The 17,736-nt window shown below is 60.5% G+C and carries 17 protein-coding genes; 10 read left to right on the forward strand and 7 right to left on the reverse strand.

Annotated features, from left to right (window positions below; translation table 11 throughout):
* Nucleotides 1-100: 100 nt before the first annotated feature.
* From lpxC to ligA, 4 genes are all read left to right on the forward strand, one after another.
* Complete coding sequence (gene lpxC / locus C934_RS0119625) at nucleotides 101-1,057, forward strand: UDP-3-O-acyl-N-acetylglucosamine deacetylase (protein ID WP_018858332.1); 957 nt, start codon at nucleotides 101-103, stop codon at nucleotides 1,055-1,057.
* 274 nt (nucleotides 1,058-1,331) lie between these two features.
* Complete coding sequence (locus tag C934_RS0119630; RefSeq protein WP_026371942.1) at nucleotides 1,332-2,201, forward strand: outer membrane protein assembly factor BamD; 870 nt, start codon at nucleotides 1,332-1,334, stop codon at nucleotides 2,199-2,201.
* Between the two features lie 5 nt (nucleotides 2,202-2,206).
* Nucleotides 2,207-3,880: a DNA repair protein RecN gene (gene recN, locus C934_RS0119635; RefSeq protein WP_018858334.1), complete on the forward strand. Its 1,674-nt coding sequence runs from the start codon at nucleotides 2,207-2,209 to the stop codon at nucleotides 3,878-3,880.
* Between the two features lie 108 nt (nucleotides 3,881-3,988).
* Nucleotides 3,989-6,154: an NAD-dependent DNA ligase LigA gene (gene ligA / locus C934_RS0119640; protein WP_018858335.1), complete on the forward strand. Its 2,166-nt coding sequence runs from the start codon at nucleotides 3,989-3,991 to the stop codon at nucleotides 6,152-6,154.
* Between the two features lie 33 nt (nucleotides 6,155-6,187).
* Here ligA and C934_RS0119645 read toward each other — a convergent pair whose 3' ends face one another.
* Nucleotides 6,188-6,709 carry a GNAT family N-acetyltransferase gene (locus tag C934_RS0119645; protein WP_018858336.1) on the reverse strand — a complete coding sequence of 174 codons (522 nt, stop codon included), beginning with the start codon at nucleotides 6,707-6,709 and terminating at the stop codon, nucleotides 6,188-6,190.
* A gap of 258 nt (nucleotides 6,710-6,967) precedes the next feature.
* Here C934_RS0119645 and C934_RS0119650 point away from each other — a divergent pair, with 258 nt between their 5' ends.
* Both C934_RS0119650 and C934_RS0119655 read left to right on the forward strand, forming a co-directional pair.
* A complete protein-coding gene (locus tag C934_RS0119650) occupies nucleotides 6,968-7,558 on the forward strand; it encodes a 3'-5' exonuclease (RefSeq protein ID WP_018858337.1) in 591 nt (196 codons plus the stop codon).
* Nucleotides 7,559-7,621: 63 nt separating this feature from the next.
* The gene (locus C934_RS0119655; protein ID WP_018858338.1) at nucleotides 7,622-8,116 is read left to right on the forward strand and encodes a CreA family protein; all 495 of its coding nucleotides are present in this window, start codon (nucleotides 7,622-7,624) and stop codon (nucleotides 8,114-8,116) included.
* Between the two features lie 17 nt (nucleotides 8,117-8,133).
* Here the strand turns inward: C934_RS0119655 and C934_RS0119660 are convergent, their stop codons facing one another.
* The 3 genes from C934_RS0119660 to C934_RS0119670 all read right to left on the reverse strand — a co-directional run bounded on the left by C934_RS0119660 (nucleotide 8,134) and on the right by C934_RS0119670 (nucleotide 11,177).
* Nucleotides 8,134-8,544, reverse strand: coding sequence for a GFA family protein (locus tag C934_RS0119660; RefSeq protein WP_018858339.1), 411 nt, complete (start codon nucleotides 8,542-8,544; stop codon nucleotides 8,134-8,136).
* A gap of 198 nt (nucleotides 8,545-8,742) precedes the next feature.
* Entirely contained in the window at nucleotides 8,743-9,210 is a 468-nt protein-coding gene (locus C934_RS0119665) for a chemotaxis protein CheW (RefSeq protein ID WP_018858340.1), read from the reverse strand.
* A gap of 2 nt (nucleotides 9,211-9,212) precedes the next feature.
* Entirely contained in the window at nucleotides 9,213-11,177 is a 1,965-nt protein-coding gene (locus C934_RS0119670) for a methyl-accepting chemotaxis protein (RefSeq protein ID WP_026371943.1), read from the reverse strand.
* 352 nt (nucleotides 11,178-11,529) lie between these two features.
* Between C934_RS0119670 and C934_RS0119675 the strand changes: the two genes are divergently transcribed.
* From C934_RS0119675 to C934_RS0119685, 3 genes are read left to right on the forward strand one after another with little or no spacing between them, the layout of a single operon-like run.
* Nucleotides 11,530-12,132 carry an SCO family protein gene (locus tag C934_RS0119675; RefSeq protein ID WP_018858342.1) on the forward strand — a complete coding sequence of 201 codons (603 nt, stop codon included), beginning with the start codon at nucleotides 11,530-11,532 and terminating at the stop codon, nucleotides 12,130-12,132.
* Between the two features lie 4 nt (nucleotides 12,133-12,136).
* Complete coding sequence (locus tag C934_RS0119680) at nucleotides 12,137-13,264, forward strand: FAD-dependent oxidoreductase (RefSeq protein ID WP_018858343.1); 1,128 nt, start codon at nucleotides 12,137-12,139, stop codon at nucleotides 13,262-13,264.
* Between the two features lie 14 nt (nucleotides 13,265-13,278).
* Nucleotides 13,279-14,157 carry a 50S ribosomal protein L11 methyltransferase gene (locus C934_RS0119685; RefSeq protein WP_026371944.1) on the forward strand — a complete coding sequence of 293 codons (879 nt, stop codon included), beginning with the start codon at nucleotides 13,279-13,281 and terminating at the stop codon, nucleotides 14,155-14,157.
* A gap of 158 nt (nucleotides 14,158-14,315) precedes the next feature.
* On the opposite strand, the gene C934_RS35215 is transcribed toward C934_RS0119685, so the two are convergent.
* Nucleotides 14,316-14,489 (reverse strand): hypothetical protein, encoded by a 174-nt coding sequence (locus C934_RS35215; protein ID WP_018858345.1) that lies wholly within the window; start codon nucleotides 14,487-14,489, stop codon nucleotides 14,316-14,318.
* Between the two features lie 280 nt (nucleotides 14,490-14,769).
* Between C934_RS35215 and C934_RS0119695 the strand changes: the two genes are divergently transcribed.
* The gene (locus C934_RS0119695) at nucleotides 14,770-16,605 is read left to right on the forward strand and encodes an aminopeptidase P family protein (RefSeq protein ID WP_018858346.1); all 1,836 of its coding nucleotides are present in this window, start codon (nucleotides 14,770-14,772) and stop codon (nucleotides 16,603-16,605) included.
* Between the two features lie 30 nt (nucleotides 16,606-16,635).
* Here the strand turns inward: C934_RS0119695 and C934_RS0119700 are convergent, their stop codons facing one another.
* Together C934_RS0119700 and C934_RS0119705 are read right to left on the reverse strand one after the other, a co-directional pair.
* A complete protein-coding gene (locus C934_RS0119700; protein ID WP_025659392.1) occupies nucleotides 16,636-16,944 on the reverse strand; it encodes an AzlD domain-containing protein in 309 nt (102 codons plus the stop codon).
* Between the two features lie 2 nt (nucleotides 16,945-16,946).
* The gene (locus C934_RS0119705; protein WP_018858348.1) at nucleotides 16,947-17,663 is read right to left on the reverse strand and encodes an AzlC family ABC transporter permease; all 717 of its coding nucleotides are present in this window, start codon (nucleotides 17,661-17,663) and stop codon (nucleotides 16,947-16,949) included.
* Nucleotides 17,664-17,736 lie beyond the last annotated feature (73 nt).

The raw sequence follows: 17,736 nt of genomic DNA on the forward strand, positions 1-17,736 counted from the left end.
GCGCTTTGTCGCGGGGCTCTGACGGAGTGAAATGACCCCTGGCGGATGGTTCGGCATGTTAGCCGATGCGGATTACCAGGGATAATAAAGGCAAAAATTTATGGTTATTGGCATGTTGGGTTTTCAGACGACAGTATCGCGCCCGATTACGCTCTCGGGCATCGGCGTTCATTCCGGTGCTGACGTTTCGATTACCTTCAACCCGGCAGAAGCTGACACAGGCGTTGTCTTCAATCGCATGCACGACAACGGCGAGGTTTCCGAATATCGTGCCGTGTCTTCTCAGGTCGGCAATACAGATCTCTGCACCGTTCTTGGTTTCTCGCCGGCGCGCTCGGTCGCGACGATCGAGCATGTCATGGCCGCTGTCTACGCGCTTGGTCTCGACAACGTCCTGATCGAAGTTCACGGTTCCGAAATGCCCATCATGGATGGCAGCTCGATGCCCTTTATCGAGGCGATCGAACAGGTTGGCCTGGTATCGCTTGGCGTCAAGCGCCGCTACATCCGCGTCACCAAGCCGGTTCGCATCGAGCATGGTGGTTCGTGGAGCGAGTTCCGTCCCTATGACGGCATGCGCTTTGAGGTTGAGATCGATTTCGACTGCCCGCTGATCGGCCGACAGAAGTGGGAAGGCGACATGACGGCTGCGACGTTCAAGTCCGAGCTGTCGCGTGCCCGTACCTTCGGCTTCATGCGCGATGTCGAGCGTCTTTGGGCCTCCGGCCACGCGCTTGGTTCGTCGCTTGAGAATTCGGTCGTCATATCGGACGACAACACCGTTATCAACGTCGAAGGCCTGCGCTACGCCAAGGACGAGTTCGTGCGCCACAAGGCGCTCGATGCGGTTGGCGACCTGGCGCTCGCCGGTGCTCCTTTCATCGGCTGCTATCGGTCCTACCGCGGCGGTCACAAGATGAATGCTAATGCTCTCAAGGCGTTGCTCAGCGACCCGACCGCCTATGAGGTTGTCGAGACCTCTGCGCCGCGCCAGCGTGTTGCGGCTCGGGATTTCATCCGGGTCAACGCGCCGGAATTTGCTCCCTGGTCGGCATGACCTCCATCGCATTTATTAGGCCAGGGCCGCCTCCTTCGAGAGGCGGTTTCTTTATGGGGAGCAGGCCGGCGATGATTCCCCGATAGATGTGCTGCCGCAGATGCTTAGTAGCACCAGATGCAGCATTCGCAGTGTAAAACCGGCGTTTATCGCCTGCATCGCCACAAAAATGCGTTAATGCATCATCATTGCGTTGCTCTGGCTCCACATTTGTGGCTAGAAACGCCAGCAAGGCGTGGCTGCCGTTGAGGGATGGCGGCGTTGGGATATTCCGATGGGTTATGCAGGGTCTGATAGTATGATGAAGACAGCGCGCGCTTTGTTCGCATCGCTCTTGGTGCTGAGCGCAGGTGCCTTAGTTTCCGGATGCCAGTCGGACCCCGATATCGATATCACCAAGCTCGGCCTGGAGAACGATCCGCCGGATGTCCTCTATACGCAGGGCCTCGCCAACATGAAGGCCGGTAACATGGCCGAGGCGGCGCGCAAGTTCGACGCAATCGACCGCGAAAACCCGTTCTCAGAATGGGCGCGAAAGGCGCTCGTGATGAGCACCTTCGTCAAGTATCGCCAGGGCCGTCTGGACGACGCTCTCGCTTCGGGCAACCGCTATATGGCGCAGTATCCGAAGTCGAAGGACGCTCCCTACGTGCAGTATCTGATCGGTCTGACCTATTCGAAGCAGATCGTGGACGTCACGCAGGACCAGCGCGCGGCCGCCAAGACCGTCGAGGCCATGCAGGCTGTCATCGACAACTATCCGGATTCGGAATACGTCGACGACGCGCAGGCGAAAATCCGCTTCGCACGCGATCAGATGGCAGGCAAGGAAATGCAGGTCGGCCGTTACTACATGGAGCGCAAGGAATACCTGGCGGCGATCTCACGCTTCCGCACGGTTGTCGAGAAATATCCGAATACCAACCAGATCGAAGAAGCGCTTGCGCGCCTTGTCGAAGCCTATTACGCAATGGGCATCGTCGAGGAAGCACAGACGGCAGCCGCGGTTCTCGGCCACAACTATCCTGACAGTCAGTGGTATGCGGACTCCTTCAAGCTGCTGAAGAGTGGTGGCACCGAGCCGCGTGAAAACCCCGGTTCGTGGATTGCTGCCGCAGGCAAGAAACTCCTGCTCGGTACCTGAGGCCAATGCTGATCCAGCTTTCGATCCGCGATATCGTCCTGATCGAGCGGCTGGATCTCGCCTTCGAGACCGGCCTCTCGGTGCTGACCGGGGAGACCGGCGCTGGCAAATCCATCCTGCTCGATAGCCTGTCGCTCGCGCTTGGCGGGCGCGGAGATGGCGGTCTTGTTCGCCACGGCGAGGACAAGGGGCAGGTTACGGCTGTGTTCGACGTCGGCGCGGACCACAGCGCCCGCAAGCTGCTGCGCGAAAACGGCATCGATGATGACGGCGATCTTATCTTCCGCCGTGTCCAGAACGCTGATGGCCGTACCAAGGCTTACGTCAACGACCAGCCGCTCAGCGTTCAGCTCATGCGCCAGGTCGGGCAGATGCTGGTCGAGATTCATGGCCAGCACGACGATCGCGCCTTGGTCGATGCGCATGCGCACCGGATCCTGCTCGACGCTTTCGCAGGCGTGAACGAAGATGCTGCCGGAGTCTCCAATCTGTACCGCATCTGGCGCGATACCGAGCGGACGCTCAAGAAGCAGCGCGAAAAGGTGGCGAACGCTGCTCGTGAGGCCGACTACCTCCGCGCTTCCGTAGAGGAGCTCGAGAAGCTTTCACCGCAAGACGGAGAAGAGGACGAGCTCGCCGATCGTCGCCAGAAGATGATGAAGGCCGAGCGGATCGCCGGCGATATCGCCGAGGCTTCCGAATTCCTCAACGGCAATGCTTCCCCCGTGCCACATATCGCCTCGCTGGTGCGCAGGCTGGAGCGCAAGAGCCACGAGGCGCCGGGCTTGCTGGAAGATACGGTGGCGCTTCTGGATGCCGCTCTGGACCAGCTCTCCAATGCGCAGATGGAAGTCGAGGCTGCGCTGAGGAAGACGGAATACGATCCGAAGGAGCTGGAGCGTGTGGAGGAACGCCTGTTTGCCTTGCGCGCTGCCTCCCGCAAATACTCCGTTCCGGTGATCGAACTGCCAGCGCTGGCGGTTCGCATGATCAGCGATCTTGCCGACGTCGATGCCGGCGAGGAAAAGCTTGCCAAGCTTGAGGCCGAGGTCGGTGTTGGCAAGGCAAACTACAACGCAGCGGCGCGCACGCTTTCCGACAAGCGTCATCATGCCGGAGACGCCTTGGCTGCTGCTGTGATGGCGGAGCTGCCGGCGCTGAAGCTTGAGCGCGCGCGCTTCATGGTGGAGATCACCACCAATCCTGATGACGCGACCTCGGAGGGTATCGACGTGGTGGAGTTCCACGTCCAGACCAACCCGGGCACACGTCCTGGTTCGATTATGAAGGTAGCTTCCGGCGGCGAGCTTTCGCGCTTCCTGCTCGCCCTGAAGGTTGCGCTTGCCGATCGCGGTTCTGCGCCGACGCTCGTCTTCGACGAAATCGATACCGGCGTCGGTGGTGCGGTTGCGGATGCGATCGGTCAGCGGCTGAAGCGGCTCTCCGACCGGGTGCAGGTGCTGTCGGTCACACATGCGCCGCAGGTCGCCGCGCGTGCGGCGACGCACCTGCTGATTTCGAAAGGACCGGCCGCCGAAGGCTCGGAGAAGATCGCGACTCGCGTCGCGACGATGGCGCCTGGCGACCGGACGGAAGAAATCGCACGCATGCTGGCGGGTGCGTCGGTGACGGAAGAGGCGAGGGCGGCGGCGGCCCGGCTGCTGGCCGGGAACGGCTGATTTCCTAATCGCCGAATTGGGGAGAGGGCGAACGATGACCTCTCGCTCTCTTTCAATCCATTCATTTTGCTCTAAAACCGACTCCAGATTCCGTGGAGCGAGAGCCGTATGTCGACCGAAGCCATAGCCGTTGATGCCCTGACGATCGAAGATGCCGCCGCCGAGCTTGAGTGGCTCGCCAAGGAGATCGCCCGCAACGACGAGCTTTATCACGGCGAGGATCGCCCGGCGATTTCCGATGCCGAGTATGATGCACTGAAGCGTCGCAACGACGCGATCGAGGCGCGCTTTCCGGAACTCATTCGCGAGGACAGTCCGTCGCGGCGTGTCGGTATCGCGCCTTCGGTAACGTTCGCGCCCGTTGTGCATGCACGGCCGATGCTATCGCTCGACAACACGTTCTCGCAGGAGGACGTGCAGGACTTCGTGGCGAGCGTCTATCGCTTCCTCGGCCGTCTGCCGGACCAGTCGATTGCCTTTACCGCGGAGCCGAAGATCGACGGCCTCTCTATGTCGATTCGCTATGAGAACGGCAGGATGGTGAGCGCTGCAACGCGCGGCGACGGCACGACCGGCGAAAACGTCACGGCCAACATCCGCACGATCAAGGAAATTCCCCAGACGCTGCCGGCGGGGGCACCAGCAGTCGTCGAGGTGCGCGGCGAGGTCTACATGGCCAAGAGCGACTTCCTGGCGCTCAATAAGCAGATGGAAGCCGAGGGGAAGCAGACCTACGTCAATCCGCGCAATACGGCAGCCGGATCGCTGCGGCAGCTCGACGCCAAGGTGACTGCGAGCCGCAAGTTGAAGTTCTTCGCCTATGCCTGGGGTGAGATATCCGACATGCCCTCCGACACACAGTTTGGTATGGTCGAGGTATTCAAGAGCTGGGGCTTTCCGGTCAATCCCCTGATGAAGCGGTTGAATTCCGTCGCCGATATTTTAGCCCACTACGACGAGATCGGCCTGAAGCGACCGGACCTGGACTATGATATCGACGGTGTCGTCTACAAGGTCGACAGCCTGGATCTGCAGCAACGGCTCGGATTCCGCTCCCGCAGTCCGCGCTGGGCGACGGCACATAAGTTCCCGGCCGAGCAGGCTTTCACGACTGTCGAGAACATCGATATCCAGGTGGGCCGCACCGGCGCCCTGACGCCGGTTGCACGGCTGACGCCAATTACCGTCGGCGGCGTCGTCGTAACCAATGCGACCCTGCATAACGCCGATTACATCGAAGGCATCGGGAACTCGGGCGAACGCATCCGCGACGTCGGGCACGACATTCGGATCGGTGACACGGTCATCGTGCAGCGGGCCGGAGACGTTATCCCGCAGGTGCTCGATGTTGTCATGGAGAAGCGCCCCGCTGATGCCGCCCGCTATGAATTCCCGCAAAAATGCCCGGTCTGCGGCAGCCATGCGGTGCGGGAGAAGAACGAAAAGACAGGCAAGCTCGACTCCGTAACGCGCTGCACCGGCGGCTTCATTTGCCGTGCGCAGGCCACCGAGCATCTGAAGCACTTTGTTTCGCGCAATGCCTTCGATATCGAGGGCCTGGGATCGAAGCAGGTCGACTTCTTCTTCGAGAGCGACGATCCGGCGCTGCAGATCCGTAACGCGCCAGATATTTTCACGCTTGAGAAGCGGCAGGCCGGTTCGCTGACAAAGCTTGAAAATATCGAAGGTTTCGGCAAGGTCAGCGTCGGAAAGCTCTATACGGCGATCAACGAGCGGCGGAGCATCGCGCTGCACCGGTTCATTTACGCGCTCGGCATCCGGCACGTCGGCGAGACGACAGCCAAGCTCCTGGCACGCTCCTACGGCACCTATGCCGACTTCGAAGCAGCGATGAAAGCTGCCGCGCCGCTCTCGGGCGATGCCTGGAACGACCTCAACGCCATCGAAGGCATCGGTGAGATCGTCGCGCGCGGGATCGTTGAATTCTACAAGGAACCGCGCAATGTCGAGGTGATCTCGCGACTGCTCGCCGAACTGAATGACGGGACGCCCTTGCCCGCAGAGAAGGTTGCTGCTGCAGACAGCCCAGTCGCCGGCAAGACTGTGGTCTTCACCGGTTCGCTGGAGAAGTTCACGCGCGATGAAGCCAAGGCGCGGGCTGAAAGCCTCGGCGCTAAGGTCGCAGGCTCGGTGTCAAAGAAAACCGACATCGTGGTTGCAGGACCAGGCGCAGGCTCGAAACTCGACAAGGCACGCGAACTCGGTGTCCAGACGATGGACGAGGTCGAGTGGCTGGCCCTGATCAGCGGATGAGGGATCGGCTGTCACCGACCTCGGAGCGTTCCTCTACCGCTTGATGCGCGCCATCGCGTAAGCATCGACGTAGCTGCCGGCGCGGAAGGCGAAAGCACGGAGTATACCTTCCTCTTCGAAACCAAATTTCCTGTAAAGGGCGAGGGCGGCTTCGTTGTCGGTGTAAACAGTCAATTCCAGGCGCATGATGTTCAGCCAGTTGTCGGCGGCATCGATGACGGCCGCGAGCATCGCGCTGCCGATGCCGCGACCGGTAAAGTCGTCATGCACGCCCATGCCGATGCTGGCGACGTGATTGCGGCGGCCGTGGTAACGGGTCATGCCGATGTCGCCGACGATCTGCTCGTCGATAATTGCAACCAGACGCATTGCATCCGGATTGCTGTTTTCGACATGGCGGCGGGTCTCTTCAATGCTCTGGTAGGGTGGACGCAAGGTACCGGCGCGGAAGCCCGGCAGATTGACCAGCGCCGTCAATGCCTCGGTGTCGGACGGACGGATGGCTCGGATCGACAGTCCGGCGGGTATTTCTCTGGGGTTTGGATTCTTCTGCATGCAACTCTCCTTCTCAGTTTGAGGAGAGCCGGTTCCCGAACCCTGCTCGCCTCGGCAGGGTTTAGGGATGACGGACTGCTTCTAACGCACCATCGCTCCCGCCAACCCTGCAAGGGTGGTCGTCCGCGTCAGCACAATGGTCATCAATCCGGTCATGCGCCATGATTTCGCAATCCGCTTGCGGATGTCAACAGCCGGATTTGCGCGGAGAGGGTGGGGAGGTTATGCCAGATCCATGCTATCGAATCGGAAATCTCGTTGAAAACCATCGCCATTGATTTCGAAACCGCCAACGAACAACGCGGCAGCGCCTGTTCGGTGGGACTGGCATGGATTGAGGACGGCAAGGTTACCCGCGTCGAGGAGCGTCTGATCCGGCCGAAGGAGATGCGGTTCTCCGGTATGAACATCGCCATTCACGGCATCCGGCCTGAGCATGTCGAGGACGCGCCGGCGTTTCCGGAAGTGATGGACGAATTCCACGACGATTTCCGAGGTGCGACCATGATTGCGCACAATGCAGCGTTCGATTTCAGCGTCTGGCGCGCGAGCCTCGATCTCTATCGGCAGTCCTATCCGGAGCTGACGTATCTCTGTAGCCTGAAGATGGCCCAGCGGATCTGGCCGCATTTCCTCTCGCACCGGCTCAACATGATCGCCGAGCATCTCGGCCTGCGTTTTGCGCATCACAATGCCGCCGAGGACGCCGCCGTCTGCGCGCATGCCGCGATCGCGATGGCAAAGGCTGTCGGGGCGGCTGCAGTGAACGCCATTCCCGCTCTGATAGGCATGAAGCCTGGCAGGCTGACGTCGACCGGGTATGAGGCCTGCACCTGCAGGAAGGCGTGAACACTTCCTTGTAAAGGCATCAGGCGCGCTTACCTAAGATGCGGATGCAATCAGGGAACCGTCATGTCCAGAAAGAGTTACATCGCGCTTGCCGCTGCTTCACTCATCGGCCTTAGCGCCGGCGCTGCCTCAGCCGACGTCGTCGGCAAGGTCGGGGTCGACTGGATTGGCAACGACATCATCATCGATGCGGTGGCCGACCCGCAGGTGAAGGGCGTGACTTGCCACGTCACTTATTTCGACCGCAGCGTTATCGATCGCGTGAAGAACGGCAACTGGTTCGAAGACCCCTCGAACAACTCCATCTCCTGCCGGCAGACGGGGCCGATCGAGATTGGCGACATCAATCTGTCGGAGGGCGGCGACGAGGTGTTCAAGACGGGCATGTCGCTTATCTGGAAGAAGCTGGTCGTCAACCGGATCTACGACAAGAAGAACGACACGCTGGTCTATCTCGCCCACTCCCGCGAACTGACTGATGGCTCGGCGAAGATGGCGATTTCAACCATCCCGCTATACGGCCAGAATGTCACGTGGAAGAACGGCAAGCCGCAATAGCAACACGCCTCGTCGCGCTAGGCGCGGCTCTTGGGATGTGCCGGCAGCTCGTCGCAGATGACATCCCAGGACACCTTTTCAGACGTCCAGACGTGAAAGGTCGGATGATACTCATCCGGGTCGTCGAGGCTGACTGTCATGATGTCGATCAGGTCTGGGTCGGCATCGTTCTGATAGCCGATCGGAGAACCGCATGAGCCGCAAAATGTCCTGACAACGCCTCTCGAGGAGGCAAATGCCCGAGGGGCTCCCTGTTCGTATACCAGCGTTCGCACGGGAAAGGTGACGAACGGAAGCGTAGGAGCCGAAGCGACCTTTCGGCATGTCTGACAGTGGCAGATGCCGCTCGCCAGCGGCGCCTCGTCAATTCTGTATCGGACCGCACCGCAGCCGCATCCTCCGGTGTGACGGGTTTTCGCCTCGCGCATTCTGCGTACCCCGTTGTTCTTCTGACAACCATTCGAACGCCCGTTCGCGCACTTCGTTCACTCGAAGCGACGTCGGACGATGCGATGAGGAGATAGCCTGCAATGCGGCCCTAACAATGACCGTACAGAAAAAACCGCTCGCAACGGTTCGATGCGAGCGGTTCGAAAATCTCTTGGCGGTTATGCTGGCTGGTCGCGTCAAGCAGCCTGTGCCAATTCGTCGGCGATTACGGTGTCGAGGTTTAGGAAGCAGACCATGGTCTTTTCCAGGGCGACGATGCCGCGGCAGAAGGCGCGCTGGGCTTCCGGGATGATCTCCGGTGCCGGCTGCAGGTCTTCGCTCTTGATGGTCATCATGTCGGAGACCTGCTCGACCAGCAGGCCGACGAGCTTGCCGGCAATGTCGGTGACGATAATGGCGGAGCGCTCCGACGGCTCGGTCATCTTCATGCCGAGGCGGCAGGCCATGTCGATGACCGGAATTACCGCACCACGAAGATTGATGAGGCCGAGGACGTAGGGCGGTGTGTGCGGCATTGGCGTTACGGGCGCCCAGCCGCGGATTTCGCGGATCGCCATGATGTCGATGCAGAACTCCTGCTCGCCGAGATGGAAGGAGACGATCTCGAGATGCGATCCGGTCTGGTTGATGACGGTATTGTTCATGATCAGAATTCTTCCCAGTTGTCTCCGGCCGGTACGGCCATGGCTCTGGCGGTTGCGCCGCCGCTGAATGCGCCCGCGACCTTGCCGATAAGGCTTCGTGCGGGAGATGGTTTCGGATGCGAGACTGCGGTGGCCTCCCGCGGCGTGGAACGGGCATTCATGCCTTCGCCGATCTTGAACGTCTGGATCAGGTGGATCAGGCTGTCGGCATCGGTGGCGAGCGCGTGACTAGCTGCGTTCGTTTCTTCCACCATGGCCGCATTTTTCTGCGTGACCTGGTCCATCTGGCTGATGGCCGTATTGATTTCGTTCAGTCCGGTAGATTGTTCGCGTGCAGAGGTTACGATTGATTTAACATGCTCGTCGATGCGCAAAACATCTTCGCCGATCTGGCGCAGGGCTTCGCCGGCCGCCGTTACGAGTTCGCCGCCGGCCTTTACCTCGGCGCCGGATTTTCCGATCAAGGCCTTGATATCCTTGGCGGCACCGGCCGCGCGGCCGGCGAGTTCGCGTACTTCCTGTGCTACGACAGCAAAGCCCTTGCCGGCTTCGCCGGCGCGAGCAGCTTCGACGCCCGCGTTGAGGGCGAGGAGGTTGGTTTGGAAGGCGATCTCATCGATGACGTTGATGATTGTTCCGATCTCGCGCGAGGCGGTCGCGATTCGCTCCATCGCAGCCATGGCATCGGTCACGACCACATCTGATTTCGCGGTATTCTGCCGGGTGTGGGCAACCATGTGGCCGACTTCCTCGGCACGGTTGGTGGCGTTGCGAACCGTTGCGGTGATCTGGTCGAGCGCCGCGGAGGTTTCCTCCAGCGAGGCCGCCTGTTGTTCCGTACGCTTGGCGAGGTCGTCTGCTGCCGAGCGCATCTGCTGGCTGTTTGCCTGGATGGAAGTCCCGTTTCGGGCGATCCCGGCCATTGTCTGGCGGAGCGTCGCCGTGGTGTGATTGAAGTCGGTGCGCAAGCGCTCAAGCTCTGCCGTGAACGGCTGATTGATGGTGACTGTCACGTCTCCGCCCGCGAGGCGCGTAAGGCCGTCGCCCAACGCATGGACTGCATCGTTGAGCGCTTCGGCGTCCGCAAGCTTCGCTGCTTCACGGCTGCGGCGCTCGGCGTCGCTCTGCTGGCGTTCGCTGTCGCTACGCGCCTGCAATTCCTGCTTCTCGATTGCGGCAAGCCGGAAGCTCTCCGCTGCGCGTGCCATGTCGCCGATCTCATCGCCCCGGTCAGTGGCGGGGACAAGGCTATTGAGATCGCCGCGCATGATGCCCTGCATGCTTTTTCGCACACCCTCGATACCGCGACGGATGGAACCGCCATGAATGTATTGCAGGGTGCCCATTGTCAGGATGGCGACGATGCCAAGTCCCAGCTGGATCAGTATCGCCCGCTCCGAGATTGCGTTTGCCTCGTCGATCCGCGCTTTGGCCAATTCGCCGCCTTCGTGGGCGAGCTTGTCCAGTGTCGCGCCCACCTTGTCGCCGCCACCGTCGATGGCGTCGTCCAGCTTGTCAAATTCACTGTCCGGCGCCCCGGCTTCGACAGCAGATTTCAAGTCTCCGACGACATTTTTCCCCAGAGACGCCACGTCTGCATCATAGGTGGACAACAGGTTTCCGGCGTTCAGCTCTTCGCCCAGGCGGTGCATCTCCTTGGAGCTGTTCTGCAGCTCGCCGATCGCCTCGTTCATCAGCTTCAGGCGTTCGGGCATCACGGCGCGATCGCCACGGTCGACGATGGTGTCCATGGCGGCAAGAATGAGGGTGAGGTTTGCGGCGCGCATCTCGTTAATCTGGTCGACGCTGGCCTGGATTTCGTTGGCATGTCTCAAAGCCGCGTCGGCGCTCGAATTTTGATACCAGCCAACTGCAAGCATCGAGCCGAAGCCAATGAACGCCGCGCCGGCAAGTGTCCCCAGCCGTTGGCCTACAGAGAGGCTCTTGCGCACTTTCATATCAGTCATTGATGATCATCCCCCTCCGCGATGAGACGCGGTGTGCATCTTGCGCTCACGCGGATAGCCGGGGATTGAAATGCCGGGTGGACCTCATGTCACGAGAACGTAGAACGTTCTATCCATTCCTAAATATAGATATGTATTTTTAAGTATTTGCTAACCCTCAAAGATTGCAACCGTCTTTGTTTCATCTGCTAAGTGGTTGAAGATTTTGGTTTTTGTGAAACCGATTTCGCCTTTTCCGTGTGCTGGTGGGCAATCGGTCGCCACTGGGAAACGTGTTGTTGAATTGCGCCCCGAAGCAGGAGGCGATATCACCCGATAAACGGGAATAATCCCGATCTTTGAGGTTCGATCGATGAAGACTGTCCGCATTGCGGTCTGGGTTGCGGTGCTGCTGATGGCCGGAATTCTCGGCTGGCTGACGCTTAATGTCACCAAGACGAAGGAGGCCGTTTCCGAGGGGCCGTTCGGCGTGCCGTTCACGCTCGTTGCCCAGGACGGCAAGCCGATCACCGAGCAGGCCTTCCGGGGCAAGCCGACGGCGCTCTTCTTTGGCTTCACCCATTGCCCGGAGGTCTGCCCGACAACGCTCTTTGAGATGAACGGTTGGCTGGAGAAGGTCGATCCGGATGGCAAGAAGCTGCAGGCCTATTTCGTGACCGTCGATCCGGAGCGCGACACGCCTGAGGTGATGAACGAATACGTTTCCAACGTGTCCAAGCGCATCGTCGGCATATCAGGCGCGCCCGACAAGATTGCCGATGTCATCAAGGGCTACCGCGTCTACGCCAAGAAGGTTCCGGTGGACGAAAGCAATCCGAACGGCGACTACACGATGGATCACACGGCTTCTGTCTTCCTGCTCGATTCGGAAGGGCGGTTCTCCGGTACCATCGCCTATGGCGAAAATCCCGATACGGCTGTAAAGAAACTGGAGAACCTCGTCAGCAAGGGATGACGGCATGGCGTCAGGGCATCGCAGCATCTTGATCGCCGGAGCCGGTGCGACTGGTCTGACTGCTGCTCTTGAACTCGCCCGCCGCGGCCACCTCCCGCGCATCGTCGATAGCGACGCCGGACCGGTGCCCCTAACGGAAAGCCGTGCTCTCGGCATCAATGCCAGAACGCTGACGCTGCTTTCACCTTCGCGTGTGACGGACACGATCCTGCAGGAAGCGCAGCAGATACAGCACTTCCGGATCGCCGCCAAAGGCAAGGTCCTTGCCGACATCGACACCACGGAGGTTCCCGGTCCCTACAGTGCCATCCATGCGCTGGCGCAAGGGCATACCGAGCGGCTGCTGCTCGGCAAGCTTTCCGACTACGAGATTGCTCCGGAGTGGCAAACCGTCGTGGAGGCGGTTTCCGGCGATCTTTCGAAACCGAAGGTGACGCTAAGGAAGCTGGATGGTTCGGTCGAAACCGCGGATTTCGATATCGTGATCGCGGCCGACGGGTCCCATTCAACGGTGCGAGAAGCCCTCGGCATCGGTTTCCCCGGGCAGGTGCTGGAGAGCAGCTTTTACCTGGCGGATTTTCGCTACGCCGGACCGGTCGATCCCAGCTTTGCCGAGATCAGCCTGTTCGATCCTGGCATGATCGGGCGCTTGCCTGTGACGCGTGACGTGCTGCGCTACATTTCGACGCTCCCCGATTTCGAGAGCCGCATCGAGCATCCCGCGCCCATTGCTGAGCGGGTCTGGGCGTCCGATTTTCGCATTCACTTTCGTCGTGCCGAGGTAATGGCGAGGGGCAACGTTTTCCTTGCCGGGGATGCTGCGCACATTCATTCGCCTGCCGGGGCGCGGGGGATGAACCTTGGCATCGAAGACGCATGCTGGTTGGCCTGGCTGATCTCGGAGAGGCGGGAGCAGGAGTATGCGGTGCTCAGGATGCCTGCTGTGACGACGGTGCTGAAGCAGACCCATCAATTGACATCGCTAATCACAATGACACATCCGATGGCAATCGCGATCCGCAATCTTGCCGTACCGGTTCTTTTGCGGATACCTGCATTCCGACAAAAATTGCTTCACGGTGTTTCCGGATATGATACGCAGTCGCCGCCCTGGATCGATGGCGCCCCATAAAAGAAAGAGTGATTGTGAGTGAAATACGCCTTTATGTGACGACGACCGAAGTGCAGGCCGGTGAGATTCTGGACCTGCTGTCCGAGGTCTTCGGCGAAGAAGACTTCGCGATCGCGACGACTGAAATCGACGAGAAGAAGGACATTTGGGAAGCCTCCGTCTACATGATGCGTGAAGACGAGGCGCAGGTTCGCGCGCGTGTCGAAGACGCGCTGAAGACGAGCTTTCCCGACGCCAAGGTCGAACGCGAGGTGATCCCTGACGTCGATTGGGTCGCCAAGTCACTCGAGGGCCTGAAGCCGGTTCGGGCAGGGCGGTTCCTCGTCCATGGCTCGCACGACCGCGACAAGGTACGGCCCGGGGACATTGCGATCGAGATCGATGCGGGCCAGGCGTTCGGTACGGGTCACCACGGTACGACGGCTGGCTGCCTGGAGACGATCGATCGCGTTCTTCGTTCCCGCTCCGTGCGGAATGCGCTCGACCTCGGAACCGGTAGCGGCGTTCTGGCGATTGCCGTGAGGAAGCTGCGTAACATTCCCGTTCTCGCCACCGATATCGACCCGGTCGCAACTCGGGTCGCGGCCGAGAACATCAGAAGCAACGGGATTGCGTCCGGTATCTCGACGGCGACAGCGCCGGGTTTTCACTCGACGGCCTTTTCCACACATGGTCCCTTCGATCTCATCATCGCCAACATCCTCGCGCGACCGCTGATCAAGATGGCGCCGCAGCTCGTCAACCACCTGGCGCCGGGAGGGTCGGTCATCCTCTCCGGCATTCTGGCCGCGCAACGCTGGAAGGTGCTTGCCGCCTATAATGGTGCGCACCTGCGGCATGTCCGCACGATCTGGCGAAACGGTTGGGTGACGATCCATCTCGACCGCCCTTGAGATGAAGGCAAAAGAAAAGGCGGTGCCAATGGCACCGCCTTGAGACCAGTTTCCCGGTCAGTGCCCGCGAGCTCGAAGGAGGAGGAGCGCTCGAGCGGGCTTCTACTGTTCTGATCGCCGATCCCGTGAGGGAGGAGGAGAAGGGAGCGGCGAGTTGCTCAGAACGTGTAGCTGGTTGCGACCTGATGGCGCGTAACCCTGTGGCCGGCGCCGAGCAGCTTGAGGGTGTCCTCATGCGGCGGACGGCGCGAGCCGATGATGTGACGCACAGTCTGGCGCTCGCCAGCCTGCACCGGGCTGCTGTAAGCGAAGCGCGACAGAGGGGCAGTCATATCCAAATTCCTTTTGTTTCGTTTCAGGTTCGTCTCGAACCCGTCTGATGGCGCCTATATAGCGATTTAGAAAAGCTGAGGGAGAGGGTTTCCTTCATGGGAGCCATGCAGAGAATGCATAAAGCGTGCCAGTTTGTGAATCGGCGCCTCATTTCCGCCGAATTATTGCGCGGCTCTCACTCAGGTATCGCGTCGCAATTTCTCGTATTCTCCTGAAATTCCGATACCATAGCCGAATCTCTTCGCTGAGGGGATCGTCCAAAAAAACGGGTTATTGAGCATGTTCCAGTCTTTCGAAGTCACCTCGACGCCACAATTCGGCCGCGATCGCGTTTCGGCCCTGCGCGCAAGCTTTGATGCGCTTGGCATCGACGCCTTTCTGGTGCCGCGCGCCGACGAGTTTAACGGCGAATACGTGCCAGCTTGCTCGGAACGCTTGTCGTGGCTGACGGGTTTCACGGGCTCGGCGGGGGTCGCGCTGGTGACGCGTTCGGAGGCGATTGTCTACGTGGACGGGCGCTACGTGACGCAACTTGCCGAGCAAGTCGACAACGCGCTCTTCACCGGTGGGGACCTTGTGAACGAGCCGCCTCATGCCTGGCTTGCAAAGAATGGCTCCAAGGGCTTGCGTCTTGGCATTGATCCCTGGCTGCACTCCGGGGCGGAGGTGCGGCGACTTGAAAAGGCGCTTGCAGAAATTGGCGGTTCGCTCGTTGTCCTGCCTCACAATCCTCTGGACAAACTCTGGAGCGACCGGCCGCAGGAGCCGTTGGGGCAGGTGACAATCCAGAACATCGTCCAGGCGGGCGTGCTCGCAACCGACAAGATCGCAACGGTCGCGGCCGATCTTGCAAAGAAGAACCTCAAGGCGGCGCTGATCGCGGATCCGTCTTCGGTCGCCTGGATCTTCAATATCCGCGGTGCCGATGTCCCGCACACGCCGCACCCGCTGGCGCGGGCGATCATCTATGCCGATGGCAAGGCGGACCTCTTCCTCGACAAGCGCAAGACCGGTATCGAACCCGAAGCCTATCTCGCTCAGATGTGCATGCAGCTTCCGCCGTCGGAGCTCGAAAAGAAACTGTCAGCTGTTGCAAAGGATGGTGGTCGCGTCTTCGTGGATCCTGACCTCACCTCGTATGCCCTGGCGGAGATCATTCGCAAGGGAGGTGGCGAAGTCGTGGAAGGGAATGATCCCGCAAAGCTTCCGCGAGCGGTGAAGAACAACGTTGAGATTAACGGTTCCGCGGCCGCGCATCTGCAGGATGGCGCAGCGATGGTCGAGTTTCTCTACTGGCTGTCGCAAGTCAAGCCCGGGACCGTGACGGAAATCGACGTGGCGGAGAAGCTCGAAGCAGCGCGCGCCCGTGTCGGGCAGAGCATGCAGAACCCGCTGAAGGACATTTCGTTCGATACGATTTCCGGTGCCGGCGAGCACGCGGCGATCATGCACTATCGCGTCACGACGGAAACGAACCGCAAGCTGGAAGCCGGGGAGCTTTTCCTGATCGACTCCGGCGCCCAGTACATCAACGGCACGACGGACATTACCCGCACCGTCGGGATCGGTTCGGTCACCGAGGAGCACAAGCGCTTCTTCACGCTGGTGCTGAAGGGCATGATCCAGATCAGCACCGCGCGTTTTCCGAAAGGCACCCGCGGCTGCGATCTCGATCCGCTGGCCCGCATCGCGCTCTGGCGGGCGGGGGCCGATTTCGCCCATGGCACCGGCCACGGTGTCGGGTCCTACCTTTCGGTGCATGAAGGTCCGCAGCGCATCGCCAGGTTATCAACGCAGGAATTACTGCCGGGGATGATCCTCTCGAACGAGCCCGGCTACTACCGTCCCGGCGCTTTCGGCATCCGCATCGAGAACCTGATCTACGTCCGCGAGGCAGAGGCAATCGATGGCGGCGACACGCCAATGCTCGGGTTCGAGACGCTGACCTTCTGCCCGATCGATCGCAGCCTCGTCATTCCAGAACTTCTGAACCATGACGAGTTGCATTGGCTCAACAATTATCATGAGCGCACGCGGGAGGCGCTGATGCCGCTGATCCACGACCACGACGTCAAGGCGTGGCTGGAGAACTCGACCTTGCCGCTGGAATACTGAGCCAGGCGGCCTTGCTCGCCGCCGATGGCGTCACATGCCGATCGTGTGACGCCAGCCCAGAACGAAGAGCCACGCGACGATCAGCATCCAGGTGTGCGAGGCCCGCAGGCCAACGACGAGTGCGACGAGCAGGGCCAGCTTCGAATCCCAGCCCCCGATGAAGAAGGCCGGCGCGACAAGCGTCGTCAAGACTGCGGCTGGGACCGCAGCAAGTGCGGCCTCCATGCGTGGCGGAATGCGCTTCATCGTGGTGATGAGGATATAGCCGCCGATGCGGGTTGCGTAGGTTGCAACCGCCGCAGCGACGATCACGAGTGCCATATGAAGATCGAAGGCCATCGTCATACCTCGTGCAGATCGGATTCGAGTTCCTGTTCGTGGGGCGGCGGTGGGAACAGGGCGGCAAGGATGATTCCCGCTGCGGCACCCAGGCTGACGTGCCAAGGTGAGCCGACATAGTGATAGGCGACAACAGAGGCGACCGCACTGACGGCGGCGACCGGCAGAAAGTTGTCGCGATGGCGGAAATCCAGGACGATGCCGAGGAAGTAGGCCGGCAGCAGGATGTCGAGACCGATCAACTTCGGGTCGCCGATGTAGTTGCCGAGCAGCCCGCCGAGCAGGCTCACCAGGACCCAGGGGATGTAGATGATGATGCCGAAGCCGAGGTACCAGACAAAGGTGACCGGCTTGCCGGCTTCGCCGCGCTTCAGCGTTTCGGCAAACTGCGGATCGACCAGCAGGAAAAAGGTGAAGAATTTCTGGAGCGGCGAAAAATGCTTGATGTAAGGGGCGATGGCCGCCGAATAGAGGACATGGCGAAAGTTGACGGCCAGGATGGAGGCGACGATCAGCCACGCCTGGACGTTATGGCCGAACAGTTCGAGGCCGACCATCTGGCTCGCGCCGGCATAGACCGTGGCGCTCATGAAGGTCACTTCCGCGAGCGACATGCCGTTATCGACTGCGAGCGCTCCAAACAATGCCCCAAACGGGGCCGAGGCCATCGCAATGGCTGAGCCACCGCGCAAGCCGTCGAAAAAATCAGCGCGACTCATCGGCGATAATCCTTCTGGAATTTTGTCCCCCGTCTAGGGACGGGCGGTATCCGCCGCAAGCAAATTTCCTTGA

It is taken from the genome of Rhizobium sp. 42MFCr.1, assembly GCF_000377185.1.
In the GTDB taxonomy this organism is placed as follows: domain Bacteria; phylum Pseudomonadota; class Alphaproteobacteria; order Rhizobiales; family Rhizobiaceae; genus Rhizobium; species Rhizobium altiplani.